Annotated in this window: 23 protein-coding genes and 3 tRNA genes; 16 read left to right on the top strand and 10 right to left on the bottom strand. The window is 72.5% G+C overall.

Translation table 11 applies throughout. The features are described 5' to 3' along the window. Positions 1 to 18: 18 nt before the first annotated feature. Genes FXF60_RS01880 through FXF60_RS01870 form a run of 3 tightly spaced genes read right to left on the bottom strand, consistent with a single transcriptional unit; the run spans position 19 to position 3,221 of the window. Complete coding sequence (locus FXF60_RS01880; RefSeq protein WP_151523530.1) at positions 19 to 837, bottom strand: HAD-IIA family hydrolase; 819 nt, start codon at positions 835 to 837, stop codon at positions 19 to 21. Between the two features lie 58 nt (positions 838 to 895). Beyond that, a complete protein-coding gene (locus FXF60_RS01875; protein ID WP_151523529.1) occupies positions 896 to 1,690 on the bottom strand; it encodes a spermidine synthase in 795 nt (264 codons plus the stop codon). A gap of 1 nt (position 1,691) precedes the next feature. Next, positions 1,692 to 3,221: a helix-turn-helix domain-containing protein gene (locus FXF60_RS01870; protein ID WP_151523528.1), complete on the bottom strand. Its 1,530-nt coding sequence runs from the start codon at positions 3,219 to 3,221 to the stop codon at positions 1,692 to 1,694. Positions 3,222 to 3,347: 126 nt separating this feature from the next. Here FXF60_RS01870 and FXF60_RS01865 point away from each other — a divergent pair, with 126 nt between their 5' ends. After that, positions 3,348 to 3,989 (top strand): DUF3000 domain-containing protein, encoded by a 642-nt coding sequence (locus FXF60_RS01865; RefSeq protein WP_151523527.1) that lies wholly within the window; start codon positions 3,348 to 3,350, stop codon positions 3,987 to 3,989. A 1-nt stretch (position 3,990) separates the two neighbouring features. Beyond that, positions 3,991 to 5,253, top strand: a complete 1,263-nt coding sequence (locus FXF60_RS01860) for an HRDC domain-containing protein (RefSeq protein ID WP_151523526.1) — start codon at positions 3,991 to 3,993, stop codon at positions 5,251 to 5,253. A 102-nt stretch (positions 5,254 to 5,355) separates the two neighbouring features. On the opposite strand, the gene hemE is transcribed toward FXF60_RS01860, so the two are convergent. Then, the gene (gene hemE, locus FXF60_RS01855; protein WP_151523525.1) at positions 5,356 to 6,423 is read right to left on the bottom strand and encodes a uroporphyrinogen decarboxylase; all 1,068 of its coding nucleotides are present in this window, start codon (positions 6,421 to 6,423) and stop codon (positions 5,356 to 5,358) included. After that, positions 6,420 to 7,343: a DUF4349 domain-containing protein gene (locus FXF60_RS01850; RefSeq protein WP_151523524.1), complete on the bottom strand. Its 924-nt coding sequence runs from the start codon at positions 7,341 to 7,343 to the stop codon at positions 6,420 to 6,422. The genes hemE and FXF60_RS01850 overlap by 4 nt, the downstream gene beginning before the upstream one ends. A 161-nt stretch (positions 7,344 to 7,504) precedes the next feature. Between FXF60_RS01850 and hemG the strand changes: the two genes are divergently transcribed. From hemG to FXF60_RS01835, 3 genes are read left to right on the top strand one after another with little or no spacing between them, the layout of a single operon-like run. Next, positions 7,505 to 8,920, top strand: coding sequence for a protoporphyrinogen oxidase (hemG, locus tag FXF60_RS01845; protein WP_151523523.1), 1,416 nt, complete (start codon positions 7,505 to 7,507; stop codon positions 8,918 to 8,920). A gap of 5 nt (positions 8,921 to 8,925) precedes the next feature. Further along, the gene (hemQ, locus tag FXF60_RS01840) at positions 8,926 to 9,639 is read left to right on the top strand and encodes a hydrogen peroxide-dependent heme synthase (RefSeq protein WP_151523522.1); all 714 of its coding nucleotides are present in this window, start codon (positions 8,926 to 8,928) and stop codon (positions 9,637 to 9,639) included. Between the two features lie 44 nt (positions 9,640 to 9,683). Next, complete coding sequence (locus tag FXF60_RS01835) at positions 9,684 to 10,463, top strand: NAD(P)-binding domain-containing protein (protein WP_151523521.1); 780 nt, start codon at positions 9,684 to 9,686, stop codon at positions 10,461 to 10,463. Between the two features lie 71 nt (positions 10,464 to 10,534). Here FXF60_RS01835 and msrB read toward each other — a convergent pair whose 3' ends face one another. Beyond that, on the bottom strand, positions 10,535 to 10,990 hold the full coding sequence (gene msrB / locus FXF60_RS01830) for a peptide-methionine (R)-S-oxide reductase MsrB (protein WP_151523520.1): 456 nt from the start codon (positions 10,988 to 10,990) through the stop codon (positions 10,535 to 10,537). 136 nt (positions 10,991 to 11,126) lie between these two features. On the opposite strand from msrB, the gene ligD reads away from it, so the two are divergent. Further along, complete coding sequence (gene ligD / locus FXF60_RS01825; RefSeq protein WP_151523519.1) at positions 11,127 to 12,203, top strand: non-homologous end-joining DNA ligase; 1,077 nt, start codon at positions 11,127 to 11,129, stop codon at positions 12,201 to 12,203. 90 nt (positions 12,204 to 12,293) lie between these two features. On the opposite strand, the gene manA is transcribed toward ligD, so the two are convergent. Then, positions 12,294 to 13,496: a mannose-6-phosphate isomerase, class I gene (manA, locus tag FXF60_RS01820; protein ID WP_151523518.1), complete on the bottom strand. Its 1,203-nt coding sequence runs from the start codon at positions 13,494 to 13,496 to the stop codon at positions 12,294 to 12,296. A gap of 2 nt (positions 13,497 to 13,498) precedes the next feature. Further along, positions 13,499 to 16,120 (bottom strand): PEP/pyruvate-binding domain-containing protein, encoded by a 2,622-nt coding sequence (locus FXF60_RS01815; RefSeq protein WP_151523517.1) that lies wholly within the window; start codon positions 16,118 to 16,120, stop codon positions 13,499 to 13,501. Between the two features lie 111 nt (positions 16,121 to 16,231). On the opposite strand from FXF60_RS01815, the gene FXF60_RS01810 reads away from it, so the two are divergent. From FXF60_RS01810 to FXF60_RS01795, 4 genes are read left to right on the top strand one after another with little or no spacing between them, the layout of a single operon-like run. Further along, positions 16,232 to 17,311 (top strand): ATP-dependent DNA ligase, encoded by a 1,080-nt coding sequence (locus FXF60_RS01810; RefSeq protein ID WP_151523516.1) that lies wholly within the window; start codon positions 16,232 to 16,234, stop codon positions 17,309 to 17,311. Between the two features lie 20 nt (positions 17,312 to 17,331). Further along, positions 17,332 to 18,537: an alpha/beta hydrolase gene (locus FXF60_RS01805; RefSeq protein ID WP_151523614.1), complete on the top strand. Its 1,206-nt coding sequence runs from the start codon at positions 17,332 to 17,334 to the stop codon at positions 18,535 to 18,537. A gap of 35 nt (positions 18,538 to 18,572) precedes the next feature. Further along, positions 18,573 to 19,178, top strand: a complete 606-nt coding sequence (locus FXF60_RS01800) for a dihydrofolate reductase family protein (protein ID WP_202879516.1) — start codon at positions 18,573 to 18,575, stop codon at positions 19,176 to 19,178. A 12-nt stretch (positions 19,179 to 19,190) separates the two neighbouring features. After that, the gene (locus FXF60_RS01795) at positions 19,191 to 20,123 is read left to right on the top strand and encodes a polyphosphate kinase 2 family protein (protein ID WP_151523514.1); all 933 of its coding nucleotides are present in this window, start codon (positions 19,191 to 19,193) and stop codon (positions 20,121 to 20,123) included. A gap of 61 nt (positions 20,124 to 20,184) precedes the next feature. On the opposite strand, the gene glgX is transcribed toward FXF60_RS01795, so the two are convergent. After that, complete coding sequence (gene glgX, locus FXF60_RS01790; protein ID WP_151523513.1) at positions 20,185 to 22,314, bottom strand: glycogen debranching protein GlgX; 2,130 nt, start codon at positions 22,312 to 22,314, stop codon at positions 20,185 to 20,187. A 160-nt stretch (positions 22,315 to 22,474) separates the two neighbouring features. Here glgX and FXF60_RS01785 point away from each other — a divergent pair, with 160 nt between their 5' ends. The 6 genes from FXF60_RS01785 to FXF60_RS01760 all read left to right on the top strand — a co-directional run bounded on the left by FXF60_RS01785 (position 22,475) and on the right by FXF60_RS01760 (position 25,191). After that, entirely contained in the window at positions 22,475 to 23,533 is a 1,059-nt protein-coding gene (locus tag FXF60_RS01785) for a YihY/virulence factor BrkB family protein (protein ID WP_238335654.1), read from the top strand. Positions 23,534 to 23,623: 90 nt separating this feature from the next. Then, positions 23,624 to 23,696: transfer RNA gene (locus tag FXF60_RS01780), tRNA-Gly, on the top strand. Positions 23,697 to 23,726: 30 nt separating this feature from the next. Continuing rightward, positions 23,727 to 23,797, top strand: a tRNA-Cys gene (locus FXF60_RS01775). Positions 23,798 to 23,822: 25 nt separating this feature from the next. Next, positions 23,823 to 23,897, top strand: a tRNA-Val gene (locus FXF60_RS01770). Positions 23,898 to 24,154: 257 nt separating this feature from the next. Continuing rightward, entirely contained in the window at positions 24,155 to 24,475 is a 321-nt protein-coding gene (locus tag FXF60_RS01765) for a transposase (protein WP_192796552.1), read from the top strand. Further along, positions 24,475 to 25,191: an IS3 family transposase gene (locus tag FXF60_RS01760; protein ID WP_151523510.1), complete on the top strand. Its 717-nt coding sequence runs from the start codon at positions 24,475 to 24,477 to the stop codon at positions 25,189 to 25,191. The genes FXF60_RS01765 and FXF60_RS01760 overlap by 1 nt, the downstream gene beginning before the upstream one ends. 75 nt (positions 25,192 to 25,266) lie before the next feature. On the opposite strand, the gene FXF60_RS01755 is transcribed toward FXF60_RS01760, so the two are convergent. Next, the gene (locus FXF60_RS01755; RefSeq protein ID WP_151523509.1) at positions 25,267 to 25,542 is read right to left on the bottom strand and encodes a hypothetical protein; all 276 of its coding nucleotides are present in this window, start codon (positions 25,540 to 25,542) and stop codon (positions 25,267 to 25,269) included. Positions 25,543 to 25,579: the final 37 nt, after the last annotated feature.

The following is a 25,579-nucleotide window of genomic DNA, read 5'->3' as shown; positions in this document are numbered from 1 at the left end:
CCGCTGCGCAGCGGCGGGTCAGACGTCGCTGCGCGGCGGCTCGATCTCGGAGGTGACCGGGTCGGTGGGCACCAGCTCGGCCACGCCGCCCAGGACCTCGTCCGGGCGGAACGGGTAGGACGCCAGCGTGTCCAGGCTGCTGATCCCGGTGGTCACCAGCACGGTGTGCAGCCCGGCCTCCATCCCGGCGACGATGTCGGTGTCCATCCGGTCGCCGATCATCCCGGTGCTCTCGCTGTGCGCCCCGATGGCGTTGAGGGCGGAGCGGAACATCATCGGGTTCGGCTTGCCCACGACGTAGGGCTCCCGGCCGGTGGCCTTGGTGACCAGCGCGCTGATCGCGCCCGTCGCCGGGAGGATGCCGTCGGCGCTGGGGCCGGTGGCGTCCGGGTTGGTCGCGATGAACCGGGCTCCGTCGGCCACCAGCCGCACGGCGGTCGTGATGGCCTCGAAGGAGTACTGCCGGGTCTCGCCGATGACGACGAAGTCGGCGCCCTTCTCGGTCATCGTGAAGCCGGCCTCGTGCAGCGCGGTGATGATCCCGGCCTGCCCCACCACGTAGGCCGACCCACCGGGCTTCTGCGTCGCGAGGAAGTCGGCGGTGGCCAGGGCGCTGGTCCAGATCCGCTCCTCGGGCACGGGCAGCCCGGAGCGGTGCAGCCGGGCGGAGAGGTCGCGCGCGGTGAAGATCGAGTTGTTGGTCAGGACCAGGTAGGGGGTGTGCGTGACCTCCCAGTGGTCGATGAGGGCACGGGCCCCGGGCAGGGCCTGGTTCTCGTGCACGAGGACACCGTCCATGTCGGTGAGCCAGGCGTCGATGTCGTCACGGGTACGCATACCTCCAGGCTACGGCCGCCAGATGACGGCGAGGTTTCCCCGAACCCACCGCCCGAGGTCAGCGCAGCCGCAGCGCGCCCGCGTCAGGCGGGGCGGGCGAGGGCTCGCCGGTCTCGCCGAACGGTCGGACGCCCCGTTCGAGGGCCGCCACCTCAGGGGAGGGTCGCCACCGGGTCGGGAAGGTGGCCCGCGCCGCCTGGCGGGTGAGGGTCACGTCGTCAAGCGGCTGCCGGGAGGCCACGAGCACCACGTTGCCGTAGCGCTTGCCGGTGGCGACCTCGCGCAGCAGCAGCTGCCCCACCTGGGGGAGCGTCGTGCGCAGCGTGGAGCCGAGGCGGGCCACCCAGCGCAGCCCGGGCAGGTCCGCGCCGTTCACCAGCAGCAGGCCGTCCGGCGCCAGCACCCGGTCGACCTCCCGGGCGAAGGACTGCCCCGCCAGCGCGGCGGGCACGCGGCCCTCGTCGTAGGCGTCGACCACGACCAGGTCGGCGGACCCGTCCTTGAGGCCGGTGATGCCGGTCTCGCCGGTCTGCGGCCGCACCCGGATCCGGTGGCCGCGGGGGAGCGGGAGCTCGCGGCGCACCAGCTCGGTGAGGGCGGCGTCCGGCTCCAGCACGATCTGCGGCGACCCGGGGTGGGTGCGGTGCACCCACCGGGCCAGCGTCATACCGGCCCCGCCCACGTGCGTCACCGCGAGCGGTGCCGGGTCCGGACGCAGCGCCCGCAGCACCAGGGCGAGGTGCTCGACGTACTCGAAGACGAGCAGCTCGGGGTCGTCGGGATCGACGTAGGACTGGGGATGGCCGTCCCGGACGACCGTGGCGCCGCCCCGCTCGTCCCAGACGATCTCCACCTCAGATGTCGCGGAAGGTCTGGATCTCGGCGCCGAGCGCGTTCAGCCGGGAGGCGAGGTCCTCGTAGCCGCGGTTGATGACGTAGACGTTGCGCAGCACCGACGTGCCCGGCGCGGCCAGCATCGCGAGCAGGATGACGACCCCCGGGCGCAGCGCCGGCGGGCACATGATCTCCCCGGCACGCCACTTCGTCGGACCCTCGATCATCACCCGGTGCGGGTCCATCAGGTGCACCTTCGCGCCCAGCGTCGTGAGCTCGGTGAGGTAGATCGCGCGGTTCTCGTAGACCCAGTCGTGGATGAGCGTCGACCCCTGCGCGCACGCCGCGATGATGGCGAAGAACGGCAGGTTGTCGATGTTCAGCCCGGGGAAGGGGAGGGGGTGGATCTTGTCCAGCGGGGCCTTGAGCGGGCCGGGGGAGGTGGTGAGGTCGACCAGCCGGGTATGCCCGTTGGCGCTCGGGTACTCCTCGGACAGGTCGCACTCGAAGCCCATGGTGCCCAGGACCGCGAGCTCGATCTCCATGAACTCGATCGGCACCCGCCGGATGGTGATCTCGCTCCCGGTCACCACGGCGGCGGCCAGCAGGCTCATCGCCTCGATCGGGTCCTCGGAGGGGGCGTACTCGATGTCGGTGTCGACCCGGTCCACCCCGGTGACGGTGAGGGTGGTGGTGCCGATCCCCTCGATGCTCACCCCGAGCTGCTGCAGGAAGACGCAGAGGTCCTGGACCATGTAGTTGGAGCTGGCGTTGCGGATCACCGTGGTGCCGGTGTGCCGGGCCGCGGCCAGCAGGACGTTCTCGGTCACGGTGTCGCCGCGCTCGGTGAGCACGATCGGCTTGGTCGGCGAGACGGAGTCGTCCACGGTGGCGTGGTAGCTGCCCGTGGTCGCGGTGACGTCGAGGCCGAAGTGCCGCAGCGCGATCATGTGCGGCTCGACGGTGCGGGTGCCGAGGTCGCAGCCACCGGCATACGGCAGCTCGAAGGCGTCGAACTCGTGCATGAGCGGGCCGAGGAACATGATGATGGTGCGGGTGCGTCGGGCCGCGGCCTCGTCCATCGAACCCAGGTCGATCTTCTCCGGCGGGACGATCTCCAGGTCGGAGGAGTCCGGGAGCCAGCGGATCTTGAAGCCGATGCTGGTCAGCACCTCGGTGATCCGGTTGACCTCCTCGATCCGGGCGAGGTTGCGCAGCGTGGTCCGCCCCTTGTTGAGCAGCGAGGCGCAGAGCAGGGCCACCGCGGCGTTCTTGGAGGTCCGGACGTCGATCGCCCCGGAGAGCTTGACGCCGCCCTCGATGCGCAGGTTCTGCGGGATGCCCGAGGAGACCTGGACGATCTCCGAGTCGAGCTTCTCGCCGATCCGCGCGATCATCTCCAGGGAGAGGTTCTGCTTGCCCTGCTCGATCCGGGCGACCGCGCTCTGGCTGGTGCTCAGCAGCTCGGCCAGCTCGGCCTGGGTGAGGTCCTTGTGGCGGCGGGCGTCGCGGATCAGCCCCCCGATGCGGGACAGGTAGCTCTCAGTCATCCTGCCACTGTAGATCACATATATGAGATATCCCTGAACGGGTGGGGGTGGGTCGGGCACCGGTCGCCGGTCGATCGCGGCGTTGCGCTGCTGTCGGCCACGGCTCCGGCGTCCTAGGCTGGAGGGGTGGTGAGCCGGATCTCCGACCAGCGACCGCGGCAGCGCGCCGCGGGTGGCCAGGGCGCGCCCGAGCCGGGTGTCTTCCAGCGGGGCCTGGAGGGGATCCGGGCGGCACAGGTCAGGCCCGAGCTCATCCTGGAGGAGGTGCCCGCGCCGAGCCGGCTGGCACCGCACGCCGTGGCGCTGTCCGGAGAGGTGATCCCCTCCCGGCTCGAGGACGAGGACCCCATCGCCACCGGGCGGTTCGTCGTCCTGCACGACCCGGACGGCCCGGAGCCCTGGGAGGGGACCTGGCGCGCCGTCACCTACGCCAAGGCGCAGATGGAGCCCGAGGTCGGGCACGACCCGCTCGCGGGCCAGGCGGGGTGGTCCTGGCTGACCGACGCGCTGGACGAGGCCGCCCTGGGGTGGGCCGCCGCGGCCGGGACGGTCACCTGCGTCACCTCGGAGAGCTTCGGGGCGCTCGCCGACCGCCAGCCCACCGTCGAGCTGGAGATCCGCGCGTCGTGGACCCCGGTGCTCACCGACGGCGACGAGGCCCGTGAGCTCGCCGCCCACCTCGGGGCGTGGGGCGACCTGCTCTGCACCCTCGCGGGTCTGCCCCCGCTCCCGGACGGTGTGGTGGCCCTCACGGGGGTCCGCCGCTGAGATGACCCGAGACCTCACGGACGAGGACCCCGGCAGCGACTACGAGCGCCTCGAGACGCCGCCCGACGGCATACCCGGCGTGGTGGACACCGTCGCCGGCAAGGAGGCACTGCTCGCCGCGCTGCACGAGGGGCGCGGCCCGGTCGCCGTCGACGCGGAACGCGCGTCGGGCTACCGGTACGGCCAACGGGCATACCTCATCCAGCTGCGCCGTGAGGGCGCCGGGACGTGGCTGGTCGACCCCACCGTCTTCGACGGTCTCGGCGATGTCGACGAGGCCCTGGCCGGGGCCGACTGGGTGCTGCACGCGGCCACCCAGGACATCCCGTGCCTGGCCGAGGTCGGTATGCGCCCCCGCGGGCTCTTCGACACCGAGCTCGGGGCGCGGCTGGCCGGGTTGCCGCGGGTCGGGCTGTCGGCGGTGCTCGAGTACTACCTCGGGGTGACGCTCGCCAAGGAGCACTCCGCGGTCGACTGGTCCACCCGGCCGCTGCCCGAGCCGTGGCTGCGGTATGCCGCGCTGGACGTCGAGCTGCTGGTGCCGCTGCGCGAGCGGATGGAGCGCGACCTGCGCGAGCAGGGCAAGCTGGACTGGGCGGAGCAGGAGTTCGCCGCGCTGTGCCACTTCACCGGGCCGCCCGGGCCGGACGACCCCGACGCCTGGCGCCGGACGACCGGCGTGCACCGGCTGCGCAAGCGGCGCGCCCTGGGCGCGCTGCGGGAGCTGTGGCTGACGCGCGACCGGATCGCGCAGGAGCGGGACGTGCCCGCGGCACGGGTGCTGCCGGACGGCACGCTCATCGACCTGGCCCACCGGATGCCGGCGCAGGCCTCCGGGCTGGGGTCGGACCGCAAGGAGAGCTCGCGCACCCGGCAGCGACGGGCCGAGCAGGGGCTGCTCCGGCACCAGCGGGCCTGGCTCGCCGCGATCAAGACCGCGGCCCAGCTGCCCGAGGAGGAGCTCCCCGAGCCGGCGCGTCGCGGCGACACGCCGCCGCCCCCGCGCGCCTGGGCCGAGCGGGAGCCGGCCGCCGCGGAGCGGCTCACCCGGGTGCGGGCCGACCTCGCCGACCTGTCCGACCGGCTGGAGATCCCGGTCGAGAACCTCATGACCCCCGACGTCGTCCGGCGGGTGCTGTGGCGTCCGCCCGAGGAGCATGACGCCGACGCGGTGGACGCCGCGACGGCCGAGCTGGGCGCCCGCCCGTGGCAGCGCGAGCTCGTGGTCCCGATCCTGGTCGAGGCGCTCACCGCCCACCCCTGACCGCCCACCCCCGACCGAGCGTCGCTCGTGGTTGCCTCCTGACCCACCGAGCGTCGCCTGTGGTTGGCTCTGGACCCACCGGGCGTCGCTCGTGGTTGGCTCCTACCGCGCGGACACCTCGTGCACCAGCTCGACCACCCGGGTCAGCACGGTCGGGTCCGTGTCCGGGAGCACGCCGTGCCCGAGGTTGAAGATGTGGCCCGGTGCCTCACGCCCCTCGTCCACGATCTCGCGCACCCGCGCCTCGAGCGCCTCCCACGGCGCGAAGAGCAGCGCCGGATCGAGGTTGCCCTGCACGGCATACCGCCCCTCCGTCCGCTGCACCGCGTCGGTCAGGCTCACCCGGTAGTCGACGCCGATGACGTCCGCCCCGGCCCGCGCCATGGCGGGCAGCAGCTCCCCGGTCCCGACCCCGAAGTGGATGCGCGGCACCCCGAGGTCGGCGACGCCCTCGAGCACGGCGCGGCTGTGCGGCTCGACGTGGCGCAGGTAGTCGGCGCGGGACAGGTGCCCCGCCCAGGAGTCGAAGAGCTGCACGGCGCCGGCGCCCGCGCCCGCCTGGACCCGGAGGAAGGCGCCGGAGATCTGCGCCAGCCGCGCGCACAGGTCGCTCCACAGCTGGGGGTCCCCGTGCATCAGGGCCTTGGTGCGCTCGTGGTTCTTCGACGGGCCACCCTCGACCAGGTAGGACGCGAGGGTGAACGGGGCGCCCGCGAAGCCGATGAGCGGGGTATGCCCCAGCTCGGCGACGAGCAGCCGCACCGACTCCGCGATGTCCGGCACGTGCTCGGGCGTGAGCTCCGGGAGCCGGTCCAGGTCCGCCCGGGCCCGGATCGGGTGGGCGATGACCGGGCCGGTGCCTGGCACGATGTCGACGTCGACGCCGACGGCCTGCAGCGGGACGACGATGTCGCTGAAGAAGATCGCCGCGTCCACCCCGTGCCGCCGCACCGGCTGCAGCGTGATCTCGGTGACCAGCTCGGGGGTGCGGCAGCTGGTGAGCATCGGCACGTCCCGGCGCAGCTCGCGGTACTCCGGCAGCGACCGTCCCGCCTGCCGCATGAACCAGACCGGGGTATGCGGTGTGGGGAGCTGCCGGGCGGCGCGCACCAGGGTGCTGTCGGCGCCGGCGCGGGACGGGTCGAGCGTCGGTGTCGCGGGGGAGGTCACTCCTCGATCGTCTCACGGTCGGGGGTGCTGGCCGCCCGCCGGCGACGGTGCCAGACCAGCGCCGGGACGAGCACGGCGGCCGCGAGGACGAGGAAGGGGAGCAGGGCGCCGAGGGCGGTCAGCAGCATGGTCACCGAGGTGGTGAAGGCGGACCAGCCCTGCGACAGGCCGGCGACGAAGCCGGTGTCGGGGACGACCTCGTCCAGGTCCTCGGACTCCTCCGCCAGGTGCAGCGTGATGGTGGAGCGGGCGACGTCGTCGGAGAGCACCTGCATCCGGGCCTTGAGGGCGTCGAGCTCGGCCTCGCGGTCGGTCAGCTCGCGTTCCAGGGCGGCGATGTCCTCGAGGTTCGCGGCCTCGGCCACCAGCTCGCGCAACCGGGTCGCGCCGGCTTCCATGGTGGCGATCCGGGCCTCGACGTCGCGGTACTCGGCCGTCACGTCGTCGGCGTTGCTGCGGCTGGCCCGGACCTCGCCCAGCTCGGACAGGCTGGTCACGACCTGGTCCAGGTCCGCGGCGGGGACGCGCAGGACGAGGGAGCCGTAGCCGGTCCGCGTCCCGGTCGCGGGGGAGACGTCCTCGGAGGAGACGAAGCCCCCGGCCCCGGTGGTGGTGGCCCGTGCCCGGGTGACGGCGGCCGCCACGTCCTCGACGACCATCTCCAGCTCCACGCTGCGCACCATGAGCGGAGCCTCGCCGTCCGCGACGGTCGGGCCGAGGTCGGCGGCCGCGCCGCGCGACTCCTCGCCGGACCCGTCGGCCGACTCGCCCTCGGACGCGGCGTCGCCGCCGTCGGCCTCACCGCCGGGGGAGGAGGCCGCCTCGGCGGCCGAGTCGTCCGAGCCGCCCGAGCCATCTGCGGAGCATCCCGCCAGCAGGAGCACCATCGCCACCAGCGCCGTCATCAGTCGTGCGGTCATCGCCCAGCCTCTCGCCACCGCCGCGGGCCGGTCCCGGCGGCGTCGTGGCTGGGACGGAGGTCCGGGCGCGGCACGTTCCTGCACCCGGGTCACGATCCGGGCACGATCACCACGAGGGGGTCACGGTCGGGTCACGGCGGCGTGGTGAGACGCTGGACGGCATGACGTCCACCCTGGTCCTCGGCGGCGGCATCAGCGGACTGGCGGCGGCGCAGGCCCTGGTCGACGCCGACGGCGAGGGCCGGGTCACCGTCCTGGAGGGGAGCGACCGGGTCGGCGGGAAGCTGCGCGCCGGGAGCCTGGCCGGGCGGGAGGTCGACGTCGGGGCCGAGGCGATGCTGGCCCGTCGGCCCGAGGGGGTGGACCTGCTGCGGCGCGCCGGGCTCGGGGCGGACCTCGCCCATCCGACCCCGGCGCGGGCGCAGGTGTGGAGTCGCGGGGTGCTGCAGCCGCTGCCGCCGCGGACGCTCATGGGGGTGCCGGCCGACCCGCGCGGACTCGCCGGCCTGCTCACCGACGGCGAGGTCGCCCGTGCCCTGGCCGAGCCGGCGGACCCGCTGGAGGCCGACGACGTGAGCGTCGGCGACCTCGTCGCGGCACGCCTCGGGACGGCGCTGACCGACCGGCTGGTCGAGCCCCTGCTCGGCGGGGTGTATGCCGGCCACGCGCGTCTGCTCTCGGCCCGGGCCGCCGTCCCGGGGCTGCTCCGGGCGGCGCAGCGCGGCGAGCGGCTGCAGGACGCCGTCGCCCGGTTGCTCCCGCTCGCGCCGGGTGATGGTCCCGCCGCCCCGGTCTTCGCCGGGGTCCGTGGGGGGCTGCACCGTCTGCCCACCACCCTCGCGCAGGCGCTGTGCGACCGCGAGGTGCAGATCAGGACGGGGACGACGGTCCGGGAGCTGACCCGCACCGCTGACGGGGGCTTCGAGGTGGTGACCGGTCCGCGCCCCGACCCGACCGCCTACCGCGCCGACCGGGTTGTTTTGGCCCTGCCACCGGCCCCCGCGGCACGGCTGCTGGAGCAGGTCGCGCCCACCGCCGCCGGGGCGCTGGCGACCGTCGAGACCGCCTCGATGGCGGTGCTGAGCCTCGCCTTCGAGGCCGAGCCGCTGGGGGCGCTGCGCGGGTCGGGTTTCCTCGTGCCTCCGGTCGAGCAGCGGGTCATCAAGGCGGCGACCTTCAGCGCCACCAAGTGGGACTGGGTGCGTGAGCTGGGGCTGGACGCGGGCGATCCCGGCCGCGCCAGGGATCTGGTCCTGCTGCGAGCCTCGATCGGGCGGCACGGCGAGGAGGCGACCCTGCAGCGGCCGGACGCCGAGCTGGTCGACGCCGCGCTCGCCGACCTGTCCGACGCGCTCGGTCGACCCCTGCCGGCCCCGGTCGACGCGGACGTTCAGCGGTGGGGAGGTGCGCTGCCGCAGTATGCCGTGGGCCACGTGGACCTGGTCGCGCAGGTGCGGGAGGCGGTGGCCGAGGTGCCCGGACTGGCGGTCTGCGGCGCCACCTACGACGGCGTCGGGATCCCGGCCTGCATCGCCTCGGCCCGCCGGGCCGTGGCGGACCTGCACCCAGCACAATGAGGGACATGTCCGACTACACCCACCCCACCCCCGAGCAGGCCGAGGAGATCAACGCCTCGATCCGCTATGCCGCCTACTCCGTCTTCCGCGCCGCTGCCCCGCTGCCGCAGGGCAAGGCGCGCGCCGCGCTGGCGACGGAGGTCGGTGAGCTCTTCGCCGCGCTCGAGCAGGACGGTCTGGTCATCCGCGGGGTCTACGACGTGTCCGCCCTGCGGGCGGACGCGGACCTGCTCATCTGGTGGCACGCGGAGCGCGTCGAGACGGTGCAGACGGCATACCAGCGCTTCCGGCAGACCCACCTGGGCCAGCACCTGGAGCCGGTGTGGAGCAACGTGGCCATCCACCGGCCCGCGGAGTTCAACCGGGGCCACGTGCCGGCGTTCCTCTCCGGGGCGGAGCCGAAGGCCTACCTGTGCGTCTACCCCTTCGTGCGGTCCTACGACTGGTATGTCATGGATGCCGGGGAGCGCTCGCGGATGCTGCGGGAGCACGGGATGGCGGCGCGGGACTACAAGGACGTGCTCGCCAACACGCTGGCCAGCTTCGCCCTGGGTGACTACGAGTTCCTCCTGGCCTTCGAGGCCGACGAGCTGCACCGGATCGTGGACCTCATGCGCGAGCTGCGGGCCACCGACGCCAGGCTGCACGTGCGCGAGGAGACCCCCTTCTTCACCGGCCCGCGGGTGAGCCTGGACCAGGTCGTCGCCGCCCTGCCCTGAGGGCACGCGACGGAGCGGGTGGCGCCGCGTGCGAGGCTGACGTCATGACCTCAACCATCGGCATCCTCGGCGTCGGGGCGATCGCCTCCGCGATCGTCACCGGGTTGTGCGAGGGGGTCGACGACCCGCCACCGGTCGTGCTGTCGCCCCGCGGGGCGGAGGCAGGCGAGCGGCTGGCGCGGGCCTACCCCGGTGTCGAGGTCGGCCCGGACAACCAGGCCGTGCTCGACCGCGCCGACGTCGTGCTGGTGTGCCTGCGGCGACAGGATGCCGGTCTGCTCGCGGACCTGTCCTGGCGCCCGGACCAGACGGTGGTGAGCGCTGTGACGGGACTCTCCGCGCCGGACCTGGCCGCTGCGGTCGCGCCCGCCCACCGCACGGCCCGGGCGGTGCCGATGGTCGCCACCGCGGTCCGCGCCTGGTCGACCCCGCTGCGTCCCGACCTGCCGGAGGCGCGCACCGTCTTCGAGCGCACGGGAGGTGTGCTCGCGGTGGGCAGCGACGAGGAGTTCGACGCCGTCGCCACCGGCCTGGGCACCGTCGCGCCCTTCTTCGACTACCTCGGGACCGTCGCGACCTTCCTCACCGACCACGGGATGGCGCGGCCGGATGCGGAGCGGCTGCTCGGGCAGAGCTTCGCGCAGGTCGCGGCGCCCCTGGGGCAGGGCGACGTGGACCTGGGAGAGCTGCTGCGGGGGCACGCGACACCGGGTGGCGGCAACGAGCAGCTCGCCATTTTGATGCGGGAGGCTGGGGTCCCCAAGGCCACGCGCGCGGCGCTGGACGAGGTCTTCCGCCGACAGACCGGTGGGTCCTACGGCTGATTGCTCGATTTCGACCTCTCGAATCGTCGCCATGGCGACGATTCGAGAGGTCGAATTCGGGCAGTGGGGGCTCAGGCCTGCTTGGGGTGCAGCGTCATCGCGATGCTGTTCATGCAGAAACGCTGGTCGGTGGGGGTGTCGTAGCCCTCGCCCTCGAAGACGTGGCCCAGGTGGGACCCGCAGGAGGCGCAGCGCACCTCGGTGCGGGTGCTGCCCATCGAGTCGTCGACGAGGTACTCCACCCGGTCCTCGGCGAGCGGGGAGTAGAAGCTCGGCCACCCGCAGTGGCTCTCGAACTTGGTGTCGCTGCGGAAAAGCTCGGCGCCGCAGGCGCGGCAGGCGTAGACACCCTCGGTCGTGGTGTTGGTGTACTCACCCACGAACGGCCGCTCGGTGCCGGACTCCCGCAGGACGGCATACTCCGCCGGGGTGAGCCGCTCGCGCCACTCCTGCTCGCTCTTCGCGCTCTGGTATGCCGTGGCGTCGGGCTTGGTGGCGTCCGTCGCGGGGGTGCTGTGATGCCTCATGACGGGGACAACGACCGAGGAGCCGTATTGCTTCCTGACCGTCCCTTCTGGACATCGGATCCTGGGACCCGCTCCCCAGAAAGCGATGTCCAGAAGGGGAGGTCGGCGGGGGCGCCGGCACGCTAGATTCGGCGGTATGCCTGCGGACGCCCAGACCCTGACCGCCCCCGGCCCGGAGGGCGAGGAGCGGCAGGTGCGCCTGTCCAGCCCGGACAAGGTGGTGTGGCCGGCCACCGACGCCGGTGCGGAGATCACCAAGGCCGACCTGGCGGCATACCTCCGGGCCGTGGCCGAGCCGATGCTGCGCGGTCTGGCGGACCGTCCGGTGACGTTGCAGCGGGTGCGGGGCGGCATCGAGGGGGAGGAGTTCTACTCCAAGAACCCGCCCAAGGGCGTGCCCGAGTGGTCGCGCACCACCGTCTGCACCTACCCGTCCGGCCGCAGCCACCCGCAGCTGGTCATCGACGGGACCGACCTGGCGACCCTGCTGTGGACCGCGCAGATGGGGACGGTGACCTGGCACCCGTGGCCGGTGCGCTCCGCGGACAACGACCATCCCGACGAGGTGCGGATCGACCTCGACCCGCAGCCGGGCCGCGGCTTCGCCGACGTCGTGCGGGCGGCGCACGGTCTGCGCGAGGTGATGACCGACGTCGGTCTCACCCCCTTCGTCAAGACCACCGGCAACCGTGGCGTCCACGTCTTCGCGGCGATCCAGCCGCGGCTGGAGTTCCTCGAGGTCAGGCACGCCGTCATCGGGATCGCACGGGAGCTGGAGCGGCGGATGCCGGAGCTGGTCACGACGGCGTGGTGGAAGGAGGAGCGTGGCGAGCGCATCTTCGTCGACTTCAACCAGGCCACGCGCGACCGCACGCTGGCCGCGGCCTGGAGCACCCGGATCCTGCCGGGGGCGCCGGTCTCGGTGCCGCTCGCCTGGGAGCAGCTCGACGACGTCGACCCTGCCGCGCTGACCCTGCACACGGTGCCGGACTTCCTGGCCGAGCACGGGGACGCCTGGGCCGGCCTGCACGACGATCCGGGCACGATCGACGGCGCCTACGGGCTGTGGGAGGCCGACCTGGAGCGGGGACTGGGGGAGCTCAACTTCCCACCGGAGCACCCGAAGATGCCATGGGAGCCTCCGCGGGTGCAGCCCTCCAAGAAGGTGGCCGAGCACTGGGACGAGCAGGGCAACCGGGTGGAGGGCACCTGAGCGGACGGCGGCGATGACACCCCGCCGGAGCGTCCCGTGGGAGTCGGCACCGTGCCCCACATCCACGGGACCGTCCGTGCGTGTGGCGGCTCAGGACAGGGTCGTCGCGAGGTAGAGGTCGCCGGAGCCCGTCACCGCGAGCCGGCCGGGACGGTCGACGAAGCAGGCCTCGCCCCGGGACAGCGTGAGCGGGTCCCCGGTCGCGCCCGAGGTCTCCGCCCGGAGCCCGAACTCGCCGCCCAGCACGAGCGCGATCGACGGGCCACCCGTCTCGACCTCCGCCGGACCGGTGACCTGCAGCACCTGCCAGGGCACGTCCGCGCCGCTGGCCTGCGTGCTCGGACGGTATGCCCGCACCCCCGCCGCGACCTCGACCGGGGCCAGGCGCGGTGGTGGGCCCGGCGTGAAGTCCAGCACGCGCAGCAGCTCGGCGACGTCGACGTGCTTGCCGGTCAGGCCGCCGCGGAGCACGTTGTCGCTGGGACCCATGACCTCGACACCGAGCCCGGAGAGGTAGGCGTGCACGTTGCCGGCGGGCAGCCACAGCGCCTCGCCCGGGGCGAGCGTGACCCGGTTGAGCATGAGCGCCACCGCGATCCCCGGGTCGCCGGGGTGGTGCCGCGCCAGCAGCCGGACGAGGTCGGCGTCGCGCTCCGGGAGGGCGGACAGGTCCGTCCCGCCGAGGGTGCGGACCAGCCGCTGGACCGCCGGGTCGCCGGAGAGCAGCCACCCCACGGTGTCGCGCACCGCGGTCGCGGGGTCGCCGGTGTCCGCAGGCCCCGTCAGCCGGGCTCGCCAGCGCTCGAGGGCGGTCTCCTCGACCTGCGCGGCGAGGCCGTCGAGCACGGTCAGGACCTCGCCGACCGGCCGGAAGCCGCAGAGCGCGTCGAAGCCGTCCTCCACCGCGACGACGAGCTCGGGCTTGGCGTGCGGGTCCTTGTAGTTGCGGTGCGGGGCGTCGCCGGGGACCCCCTCGGCCTCCTCGCGGGCGAAGCCCTCGCGTGCCTGCTCCGTGCTCGGGTGGGCCTGCAGCGACAGCGGTGACGCCGCGGCGAGCAGCTTCAGCAGGAAGGGCAGGTGCTGCCCACGGTCCTCCTCCCACCCGGCCAGGTCGGACCACCCCCCGTGCTCGGGGTCGCCCGCGCGCCGGCTGGGCGCGCTGGGATGGGCGCCCAGCCACAGCTCGGCCTCCGGCTCGACGCCGGGCTCCCGGCCCAGGGCGGCGCTCACCCCACCCGGGCGGCCCCAGGCATACGCGCGCAGCTCGCCGGTGATCGGCACCAGCTCGGCCATGCTCACGACTCCTGCCCGGCGTCGTCGTCGTGCAGCCGGACCGTGCCACGGTCACCGTCGATCGTGAGGACGGTGCCGGAGGTGATCCGCTCGGTGGCGGCCCCGGTCCCCATGACGGCCGGTATGCCGTACTCCCGCGCCACGATGGAGCCGTGGGCCAGCGCGCCGCCGACATCGGTGACCAGCCCCGCGGCCTGGGCGAACAGCGGCGTCCAGGCGGGGGTGGTCGTGCGGGCGACGAGGATCGTGCCGGGCCGCATCAGGTGGAAGTCCGCGGTCGAGCCGATGACCGACGCGGGTGCGGTGACCTGCCCCGAGCTGACGGCGAACCCGGTGAGCACGTCGCCGTCCTCGCCGGAGTCCTCCGGGGTCGGGTGGAAGGCGGTGAGGGTGAACGGGCCGACCCTCAGCCCGCCCCGCTCGGGCACCACCGGGGGCGGCGCCAGGCGGGACCGTGCCGCGCGCAGCTCCCGCCGCTCGTGGGCCAGGTCGGCCAGCTCGGCGGCGTCGGGCACGTCCTGGTCCTGCCTGGCCTCGGCACCGCTGCGGGCGTCGTCCTCCGTCCGCGCCGGGAGGCCCAGCGCGGAGCGGATCTCGCCGTCGGTCAGGAAGTAGACGTCGTCGGCCTCGCGCAGGGCCCCGGTCTCGACCAGCCGCCGACCCAGCTCGGCTGCCAGCCGGCGCGCCGCCGGCCAGCCCGACCCGAGGTGGAAGACCACGTGCTCGCGCATGGGTGCATACCGCGCCGTCAGCCGCCACAACCGGTCGAAGACCGCCCGGCCGACCGGCCCCAGACCCTGCCGGGTCTGCTCGAGCAGCTCCTCGCGCCGCGCCGCGATCTCCTCCCGGCGGGCCTGGGCACCCTTCTCGGGCTCGGTGTCGACCAGCGTGCGCAGCGACGAGATCACGAGGGAGGGGTCCTCGCCCATGGTCGGGTCGGCGAAGTCGAGGTTGTAGATCTGGTGGCCGTAGGTCGTCAGGTGCCGGCCCAGCCTGGCCCGCACCGCGGCACCGTCCGGGTGATCGTCCAACGCCCCCAGCAGCTCCTCGGGCGCCGTGTCGAGCACCAGTGCGCGCAGCTCACGGGAGGAGCGGACCTGTGCCGCGAGGTCCTCCAGGTCGGCCTGGGCGTCGAGGGCGGGGGAGCCGAAGCCGCGCAGGAAGGCCGAGCTGCCCAGGCCGGGGTCGGGCAGCGCGCCGCGGAACGGCGGGAGCCGCAGGACCGCTCCGAAGAAGGGGTCGAGGAGCCGGGACATCCCCAGGTCCAGCGCCGAGCCGAACCAGTAGCGCGCGTCCTCGAGGGCCAGCTCGGCCAGGCCCTCCAGCAGCTCCTCGCTCGGTGCGGCGGGCACGTCGAGCTGCGTCCACCGGGCGCGGACCTGCTGGTAGCGGGGCAGCACCACCCCGTGCCAGTCGAAGGCCGGGCTGTGGAAGAGCCGTGGCATCCGGGCATACACGCCGACGATGGCCCGGACCGTGGGCCACCCGTAGTCGAAGCTCACCGTGGTGTAGGCGTAGCCGTTGATCGTCCGGCCGAAGCCGTGCGGCACCATGCGGTCGAAGTCGAACCTCACCCCACCGGCTCGGCCCATCTCCCGGCCGAGCTCGCCGATCGCCACGTGCAGGCCGCGACGCAGGTAGAGCTCCTCGAAGAGCGGCGACAGCGGCTCGGGCATGTGCTCCACCACCTGACGCCGCATCCAGACCGTGTCCGCGACGGGAGGCTCCCAGCGCACGTCGCGCAGCGGCGCCGGCGGCAGCGAGGTGATGGCCCGCGCCTGCAGGATGGCGATCCCCTCCTCCCCGGAGGCCCACTCGACGTCCATCGGTGCGCCGAAGTGCTCGGCGATGCGGACGCCGAGCGCGGCCAGGTCGAGCAGGGTCGACCGGTCCAGGGCGGGCTGGTCCGCCTGCCCGGCCGGGGTGGACTCCTCCTGCGTGCCCGTGCCGGAGGGCACGGTGCGGACGTCCTTGGTGGCGATGTCCTCGCGCACGACGCGTGGCGCGTCCGGGTCCGCGGTGCTCAGCAGGACGGTGTCCGGCGTGACCAGCCCGCCGACGACCGCCTCGCCGAGCCCCCAGGCGGCGTTGACGACCATCTCGTCGCGGGCGCCGGTGGAGGGGTTGGCGGTGAAGAGCACTCCCGCGGCGTGGGCCGGCACGAGGCGCTGGACGACGACGGCCATCGCCACGCCGTCCTCGTCGATGCCCTGCCTCCTGCGGTAGGCGGTCGCCCGCTCCGACCGCAGCCCCGCCCAGCAGTCGCGCACCGCGCGCAGCACCGCGTCGACCCCGATCACGTGCAGGAAGGTGTCCTGCTGCCCGGCGAAGCTCGCCTCCGGGAGGTCCTCGGCGGTGGCCGAGGAGCGGACCGCCACCGCCACGTCCTCGGTGCCGGCCCGCTCGCCCAGCTCCTCGTATGCCGCTGCGACCCGCTCCCGCACCTCGCCCGGCAGGGTCTCGCCCGGCCGGGTGGGGGCATACGCCGCCGTCGTGAGGACGAAGCCGTCCGGCACGGGCAGACCCGCGCGGAGCAGCTCGCCGAGGTTCGCCGCCTTGCCGCCGACCTCGCCCAGCATCGAGGCGTCGACGTCCGCGAGCCAGCGGATGACGTCGTCCGCCATGTCACCGTCCTTCGTCGTGCGGTCGCGGTCTGGCTCGCCAGTATGCCTCTCCGCCCCGACCGTCGTCAGTGCCCCCGGGCGTCTGTCGGTCCGATCAGGCACACTGGCGGCGTGGACCTGCCCGTGATGCCTCCGGTCAAGCCGATGCTGGCCAAGCCTGCCGCGACCCTGCCCGAGGGCTGGCGCTACGACCCGAAGTGGGACGGCTTCCGCTCGATCGTCTTCCGGGACGGCGAGGAGGTGGAGCTCGGCTCGCGCAACGAGAAGCCGATGACGCGCTACTTCCCCGAGCTCGTGGTGGCCGCCCGGGCCGAGCTGCCGCAGCGGTGCGTGGTCGACGGTGAGATCGTCGTCGCCTCCGCGGACGGCTCGCGGTTGGACTTCGAGGCGCTCGGGCAGCGGATCCACCCTGCCGAGTCGCGGGTGCGCATGCTGAGCGAGGCCACCCCGGCGGCCTTCGTCGCCTTCGACCTGCTGGCCCTGGGCGACGAGGACCTCACCGGTCAGCCGTTCCGCGTGCGGCGCGAGCGGCTGGAGTCGATCCTCCCGGCCGTCTCCGCGGGCTCGGTGCACCTGTCTCCGCTGACCGAGGACGCCGAGCTGGCGATGCGCTGGTTCCGGGACTTCGAGGGGGCCGGCCTGGACGGCATCATCGGCAAGGACCCGGAGGCCACCTACCAGCCGAACAAACGGGTCCTCACCAAGCTCAAGCACACCCGGACCGCCGACTGCGTGGTCGCCGGCTACCGCACGCACAAGTCGGGCGAGGACGCGATCGGGTCGCTGCTGCTGGGGATCTACACCGACGAGGGTCGGCTGGCGCACGTGGGGGTGTCCTCCTCGTTCACGATGGCCCGGCGCCGGGAGCTCTTCACCGAGCTGCAGCCACTGGTGACCGGGTTCGAGGGCCACCCGTGGGACTGGGCGGCCCAGCTGCAGGCGGACACCCCGCGCAAGAGCGAGGGGTCGCGGTGGGCGGCGGGCAAGGACCTGTCGTTCACGCCGCTGCGGCCCGAGCGGGTGGTCGAGGTGAAGTACGACTACCTCGAGGGCGACCGGTTCCGGCATACCGCGCAGTTCCTGCGGTGGCGGGAGGACCGCGAGCCGGGCAGCTGCACCTACGACCAGCTGGACCAGCCGGTCGACTACCCGCTGGCCGAGGTGCTCGGGGCACCGGTGACGGGGGACTGAGGGGGCCTGCGATGACGCGGATGACCAGCACGGCGAGCCGCGCGGCGGCGGTGGGCTCGGCCGTGGCCGGGGGAGCGGCCCTCGGCGGTGCGGTGTCGATGGGCACCGCGACCTACTTCGCGCACCGGATCATCACCCCCGAGCACGAGAAGAAGGACGACGTCACGGTCGTCGCCGTCGACCGGGAGGCCGGGACGGTGACCCTGCGGGCAGACCCGCAGACGACGTCGGCGGGGAGGTACGGCCTGTGGCTGGAGCGCGGGGCCGGGCACGCCCGGCTCGGGGAGATCGTCCCCGGCGACGACCACGACGCGGACGATCCCGCCCGCGGCGCCCGGCGGCAGGAGGTGGTGACCCGCCGGCTGCTGGGGGTCGACGAGGGTGACCTCGCGCCGGGTCCCGCGCGGTGGAACAAGTACTTCTACTGCGGCGACCCCACGAGCTCCCTGGGCCTGCAGCACGAGGACGTCGTCGTCACCTCCGACGTCGGCGACCTGCCGGCGTGGCGGGTGCCGGGGGACCCGCAGGCCCCGGCGCACCACGACGACTGGGCCATCCTGGTGCACGGTCGCAGCGCCCAGCGCGGCGAGACCCTGCGTGCCGTCCCGGTGCTGCACCGACTCGGCTACACCTGCCTGATTCCGATGTACCGCAACGACATCGGCGCGCCACCCTCCTCGGACGGGCGCTACAGCCTCGGGCTGTCCGAGTGGCGCGACATCGACGCCGCGATGCGGTATGCCCTCGCCCACGGCGCCCGGCGGATCGTCCTGCTCGGCTGGTCGATGGGCGGGGCGATCGTGCTGCAGGCGTTGAACCGCTCGGACGTCGCGCACCGGGTGCAGCGGGTCGTGCTCAACGGCCCGGTCATCGACTGGGGCTCGGTCCTCGCGCACCAGGCGGACCTGCACTTCATCCCGCGACCGATCGAGCAGCTGGCCCGGAGCCTGCTGCGCAGCAAGGCGTCCCGGCATCTGCTCCGGATCGCGGAGCCGGTCGACGTGGCCGCCACCAACTGGGTGGACCGGGCCGACGAGGTGAGCCACCGCATGTTCATCATCCACTCCGCGACCGACGAGACGGTGCCCTTCGGGCCCTCTCAGGACCTGGCCCGGCGCCGGCCGGGGCTGGTGCAGACCTTCGTCTGGCCGCAGGCCCGGCACTGCCAGGAGTGGAACACCAACGCCTCGCTGTGGGAGGACCTCGTGGCCTCCTTCCTGCGCTGAACCGCCCGATAAGCATGGAGATCTCCCGTGGTCCGGTGTCCGAGGCCGAGCTCGCCCGCTGGTATGCCCCGCCGGACGGGGTCGCGGACGACGCGGTGTGGGTGCGGGGGAGCTTCATCACCACCCTGGACGGCCGGGTGACCGGTCCCGGGGGGCGCAGCGGTGGGCTCAACGCCGGGTCGGAGGGCGACCACGCCGCCTTCGCCCACCTGCGCCGCTGGGCTGACGTGGTGGTGGTCGCGGCCGGGACGGCGCGGGCCGAGGGCTACGGCCCGCTCCAGGACTGCGCCCTGCTCGTGGTGACCCGGTCGGGGGACGTCCCGCCGCAGCTGCGCTCCGACCCGGGGGTGCTGGTCCTGGGCGGTGACGGGCAGGACGTCCCTCCTGACGCCGTGCTCGAGGTCTGCGCACGACGGGGGTGGCGGCGGGTCGTGGTCGAGGGTGGCCCGGAGCTGTTCGGGCCGTGGGTGGCGCAGGGGGCGGTGGACGAGCTGTGCCTCACCGTGCGTCCGGTGCTGACCGGAGGAGCAGGCCCGCTGGTGGTGCCCGCGGAGGTGGAGCTGGGTGGCCTGGTCGGCGAGGCCTCGCACCTGCTGGAGTGGGGCGGTGATCTGCTGCTGCGCGTCCGGCTGGACCCGTGACAGACTGCGGCGATGGGAAAGAAGTCGAAGAAGTCCGCAGGCACGAAGGACAAGGTCAAGGGGAAGGACAAGAGCAGGGACAAGGCCAAGAAGGCCTCGCCCGAGACCTCGGCATCGTCCTGGACCGAGGCCCTGCGGGCCAAGGACGGCTTCGTCCTGGCGGACCTGGATCCGCGGGCCACCCCGCACTTCGGCGGTGACAAGCAGGAGGGCAAGGACGCGCTGGCGGCCGCGGACGAGGAGCTGGACACGCTGCAGGAGCAGCTGTATGCCGAGTCCAAGGCGGGCGGGCGCAAGCGCGTGCTCCTCGTCGTCCAGGGGATGGACACCTCGGGCAAGGGCGGCATCATGCGGCACGTCGTCGGAGCGGTCGACCCTCAGGGGGTGGAGCTGACCGCGTTCAAGGCTCCGACGGCGGAGGAGAAGAAGCACCCGTTCCTGTGGCGCATCCGCAAGGCTCTACCCGGTCCGGGGATGATCGGCGTCTTCGACCGTTCGCACTACGAGGACGTGCTCATCGTCCGGGTGCACGACCTCGTCCCGCCCGGCCAGTGGAAGCGCCGCTACGCCACCATCAACGCCTTCGAGGAGAAGCTCGCGGCCGACGACGTCACGGTCATCAAGGTGATGCTGCACATCTCCGCGGAGGAGCAGAAGGAGCGGCTGGCCGAGCGCCTCGAGCGGCCCGACAAGCACTGGAAGTTCAACCCCGGCGATCTCGACGAGCGCGCCTACTGGGACGACTACCAGGAGGCATACCAGGCGCTGCTGGAGCGGTGCAGCACCGAGCACGCGCCGTGGTTCGTCGTGCCGGCGGACCGCAAGTGGTATGCCCGGCTCGCCGTCCAGCAGCTGCTGCTGGAGCACCTGCGCGGTCTCGACCTCGCCTGGCCGGAGGCCGACTTCGACGTCGCCGAGCAGCAGGAGCGGCTGGCCGACCTCTGAGACCTGCCGTTCTGGACATAACTTTCTGGGGGACGGGCCCCAGAAAGCTATGTCCAGAACGTCAGTCGGCGGCGAGCTCCGGCCGGGGCGTGGCCTGCAGGACCACCACCGCCCGCGCCGGCATCTGGTGCGTGCCGCCGGTCTCCCACGGCACGTCGTCGTCGAGGTCGTCGCCGCTGGTGTCGACGACCACCTGCCAGGTCGGGGTGTTCATCCCGCCCGGCACGGTGAAGTCGACCGCCTCGTGGTGGCCGTTGAAGAGCAGCAGGAAGTGGTCGTCGGTGACCGGCCGGCCGCGGTCGTCCCGCTCGCTGATCGCTTCGCCGTTGAGGAAGACCATGACGGCCTGCTCCCGGCTGTGCCACCGCTCCTCGTTCATCACCTCGCCGCCGGGGGAGTACCACTGGATGTCGCCGAGGTCGCTCTGCCCACCGTGGTCGGCGTCGCCGGCGTAGAAGCGGCGGCGACCGAAGGCGGGGTGCTCGCGGCGCAGCGCGATCAGCCGGGAGGTGAAGTCGAGCAGCTCGAGCTGGTGCGGGTCCAGGTCCCAGTCCATCCAGGCCAGCTCGTTGTCCTGGGCGTAGACGTTGTTGTTGCCCTGCTGGCTGCGGCCCATCTCGTCACCGTGCGCCAGCATCGGGACACCCTGGCTGAGCATGAGGGTGGCCAGGAAGTTCTTCTGCTGCCGCAGCCGCAACGCTTGGATCTCCGGGTCGTCGGTCGGGCCCTCGACGCCGCCGTTCCACGACCGGTTGTGGTCCTCCCCGTCTGCGCCGCCCTCGCCGTTCGCCTCGTTGTGCTTCTCGTTGTAGGACACGAGGTCGGCCAGGGTGAATCCGTCGTGCGCGACGACGAAGTTGATCGAGGCATACGGTCGGCGCCCGCTCTGCTCGTAGAGGTCGCTGGAGCCGGTGATGCGGGAGGCGAACTCGCCCATCGTGGCCGGGGCGCCGCGCCAGTAGTCGCGGACCGTGTCGCGGTACTTGCCGTTCCACTCGGTCCACAGCGGGGGGAAGTTGCCGACCTGGTAGCCGCCGTCGCCGAGGTCCCAGGGCTCGGCGATGAGCTTGACCTGGGAGATGACCGGGTCCTGCTGGACGATGTCGAAGAAGGCGGAGAGCTTGTCCACCTCGTGGAACTGCCGGGCCAGGGTCGCCGCGAGGTCGAAGCGGAAGCCGTCGACGTGCATCTCGGTGACCCAGTAGCGCAGGCTGTCCATGATGAGCTGCAGCACGTGCGGGCTGCGCATGAGCAGGCTGTTGCCGGTGCCCGTGGTGTCGTAGTAGTGCGCCCGGTCGAAGTCGACGAGGCGGTAGTAGCTCACGTTGTCGATGCCGCGGAAGGACAGCGTCGGCCCCAGGTGGTTGCCCTCGGCCGTGTGGTTGTAGACCACGTCGAGGATGACCTCGATGTCGGCCTCGTGCAGGGTCTTGACCATCGACTTGAACTCGGTGACCTGCTGGCCGCGGTGGCCGTAGGCGGAGTAGCCGTTGTGCGGGGCGAGGAAGCCGATCGTGTTGTAGCCCCAGTAGTTCGACATCCCGGCGTCCTGCAGGTGCGGGTCGTTGACGAACTGGTGCACGGGGAGCAGCTCGAGCGCGGTCACGCCGAGGCTGGTCAGGTGCTCGACCACCGCGGGGTGCGCGACGCCCGCGTAGGTGCCACGGATCTCCGGCGGGACGTCCGGGTGGTTCATCGTCAGGCCCTTGACGTGCGCCTCGTAGATGACGCTGTCGTGGTACTCGTGCCGGGGCGGCCGGTCGTGCCCCCAGTCGAAGAACGGGTTGACCACCACCGAGGTCATCGTGTGCAGGGCCGAGTCGTCGGTGTTGTATGACGTGGGGTCGCCGAAGTCGTAGGCGAACAGGCCCTGGTGCCCGCGGATCTGGCCGGCGATCGCCTTGGCGTAGGGGTCCAGCAGCAGCTTGTGCGGGTTGAAGCGGTGTCCGCGGGAGGGTTCGTAGGGGCCGTGCACCCGGAAGCCGTAGCGCTGGCCGGGCTGGCAGTTGGGCACGTAGCCGTGCCACACGTAGGCGTCGACCTCGGTCAACGGCAGCACGGTCTCGATAGCCCGGTCGTTGATGAGGCAGAGGTCGACGGCGGTCGCGTGCTCGGAGAACAGCGCGAAGTTGGTGCCGCTGCCGTCGAAGGTGGCGCCCAGGGGGTAGGCCGATCCGGGCCAGAGTTCCATCGGGTGGTCGGTGCCTTTCTGTCGCGGGTCCACGGAAGGGGCTGACCGCGTTGTCACCAGCACTCCAGTGTAGGCCCGAGGGGTGCAGCTCCCGCGCGCTGGGGCTCCTCGGCCCGCCTCCACGGGTTCTGGTATGCCTGGGGCTAACGTGACGGGTGTGATGACGGTCCCCACGACGTTCCGACGTCGCCTGCGCCGGGTCATCGCCCCGATCCCCGGGGCCGTCGCCTTCGTGCGGCTCACCGCCGAGACCGCCGTGGTGGCCTTCCGCTACCGGGCGACCGGGCTCGCCGCCGAGGCGGCCTTCTTCACCCTGCTGTCCCTGCCGCCGCTGCTCGTGGCCCTGGTCGCCGGGGCGGGCTTCGCCTCCGAGTGGCTCGGCCCGGAGACCCTGATGCGCATGAGCAGCGCGCTGGAGCGCTGGTCGCTGACCTTCCTCACGCCGGAGGCGGTGGAGGACGTCATCATGCCGACGTTCCAGCAGACCCTGACCGCCCGGCGCGGCGACTACCTGTCGGTGGGCTTCCTCATCGCGCTCTGGTCGGGGTCCCGGGCGCTGCACATCTTCCTCGACGCGATCTCGATCATGTATGGGCAGGGCGGCGACCGCGGTCCGGTGGGCGCCCGCGTGCTCTCGCTCACGGCATACCTCGCCTCGATCGTGGTCATGGGCCTGACCCTCCCGCTGCTGCTCATCGGGCCGGGCTATCTGCTGCGCTGGCTGCCGGACCAGATGGACATGCTCGTCGAGCTCTACTGGCCGCTCGTCGGTGTCCTCGGCGTGGTGAGCCTCACCGGGCTGTTCCACGTCGCGACCCCGGCGCGCTCGCCCTTCTGGCGCGACCTGCCCGGTGCCCTGCTCACCATCGCGTTCTGGGTGATCAGCTCCATCCTCATCCGCCGGTGGGCCGAGCTCGCGGCGGGCGGCTTCTCCGTCTTCGGCCCGCTGACAGCGCCGATCATCCTCATGGTCTACCTCTACTTCCTGTCCTTCGCCGTCCTGGTCGGGGCCTCGCTCAACGCGGCGATCCGCCGGCTCTGGCCGCCGCCGGAGTACCGCGGCCCCACGGCGCGGGTCAACGAGTGGTGGGAGGAGCGGCGCGCGAGCTGGGAGCTGCGCCGGGAGGAGCGGGCGCGGATGCGCGCGCAGGACGACGAGTCGGACGAGGACGAGCAGCGCCGGCTGGCGCAGCTGGACGGCATACCCGGACCTCGCTGAGCGGCCGGTGACGCGCCGCGTCGGTGATTTGGAATCGCCTGCCGCCGTCGGCTAATGTTTTCTCTCGCGCCGCTGGTGTCAGCGGCGCACGCGGATGTAGCTCAGTTGGTAGAGCGCAACCTTGCCAAGGTTGAGGTCGCCGGTTCGAGGCCGGTCATCCGCTCGGAGGCACGAACACCACCAGATGCCTCACGGTGGAGTGGCCGAGAGGCGAGGCAGCGGCCTGCAAAGCCGTATACACGGGTTCGAATCCCGTCTCCACCTCGCACTCGCGGTCTTCACCGCGCAGGGACGATTGGCGCAGCGGTAGCGCGCTTCCTTGACACGGAAGAGGTCACTGGTTCGATCCCAGTATCGTCCACCAGCACAGCAGGCCCCTGACCAGCGGAAACGCCAGTCAGGGGCGCTTTCGTCCTCGAAACGAGCAGGATACGTGCAGGATGGCCCGCCACCAAGAGGATCTGATCCGAGAGGGGCACGACGATCAGCGAGGCCTCCGGACCCCTACTACCTCGCCCGCGGTGACAGCCAAAGCAACGTGAGGGTGGTCAACCGTCTGTCCTGACGGTGTGAATCGCCCCGGGTCTGGTGGAGGCTCTCAATCCATGGAAGATGAGAGTTATGGCAGCACCCAGGAAGTACCCCGACGAGCTGCGTGAGCGTGCTACCCGTATGGCGGTGGAGCTGCGCCCAGACCCGGCGACGAAGCCGGGGGCGATCGCTCGGGTAGCCGAGCAGCTCGGGATGCACCGTGAGACCTTGCGCAACTGGGTCCGGCAGGCTGAGATCGATGGCGGTGCCCGGCCGGGCACTACCACCAGCGACTCGCAGCGCGTGGCCGAGCTCGAGCGGGAGGTCCGCGAGTTGCGGCGCGCGAATCACATCCTGAAGACGGCCTCGGCCTTCTTCGCGGCGGAGCTCGACCGCCCCACCAGCAGGTAGTGGCCTACCTTGACGCCCATCGCCACGACGTGGTCGATGGGCGTCAGGTCGGGGTCGAGCCGATCTGCGCCGTGTTGAAAGACGCCGGCGTGCAGATCGCCCCGAGCAGCTACTACGCGTCCAAGACCAGGCCGCCATCGGCGCGGGCGATTCGTGACGCCGAGCTCATCGTCGACATCAAGACCGCGCACCAGGCGAACCTGGGTGTCTACGGCGCGAGGAAGGTCCACGCCGAGCTCAACCGCGAAGGTATCCGCGTCGCACGGTGCACCGTGGAGCGGCTGATGCGCGCCGAGGGCCTGCGCGGCATCGCGCGGGACAAGACGCGCCGCACCACCTTCGGCGACGGTGCGCAGATCGAGCGGCCTGAGGACCTCGTCATGCGCACGTTCACCGCCACGGCTCCCAACCAGCTGTGGGTCGCCGACCTGACCTACGTCCGCACGCACGCCGGGTGGACCTACGTCGCGTTCGTCCTCGATGTCTTCTCCCGCAGGATCGTGGGGGCTGGCAGGTATCGACATCGCTGCGCACCGACCTCGCGTTGGACGCTCTCGACATGGGTCTGTGGACCCGCCATCGGTCCGGACAAGACCTCACCGGGCTCATTCATCACAGCGATCGCGGAGTCCAGTATCGAGCGATTCGCTACACCGAGCGGCTCGCCGAAGCCGACGCCGTCGCGTCCGTCGGATCGCGAGGGGAGATTCCTATGACAATGCCATGGCAGAGGCGCTGAACGCGCTGTTCAAGGCCGAGTGCATCCGCAACCCGGTCATGCGCCCCGGCCCCTACTCCGCTTGGTTCATGGGGGGATACCGTGCGTCGATCAGGTGAAGCACTGCCGAGACGAGTTCAGCCTCTTCCGTCCCGACTCCGATACCGTCGGGGCCGTACTGGAACGTGGCCGGGCCCACCCGCTCGAAGTCGACATCGAGTGCAGCGAGAACGGCTTCGACACGGTCGCCACGCTCCTTGATCGTGAGCCCATACCCCAGCATGGGTACTGATATGTCGCGCATCTTGCCCTCTGGCGGGCGCTGTGCACTGGTTGGCGTCGTCGGCATCTCTACGGGGCTTCCGCGACCATCGCCGCGCTCACCG

The organism is Serinicoccus kebangsaanensis, assembly GCF_008919445.1.
Lineage (GTDB): Bacteria > Actinomycetota > Actinomycetes > Actinomycetales > Dermatophilaceae > Ornithinicoccus > Ornithinicoccus kebangsaanensis.
This window is presented reverse-complemented; position numbering and strand designations above follow the sequence as displayed.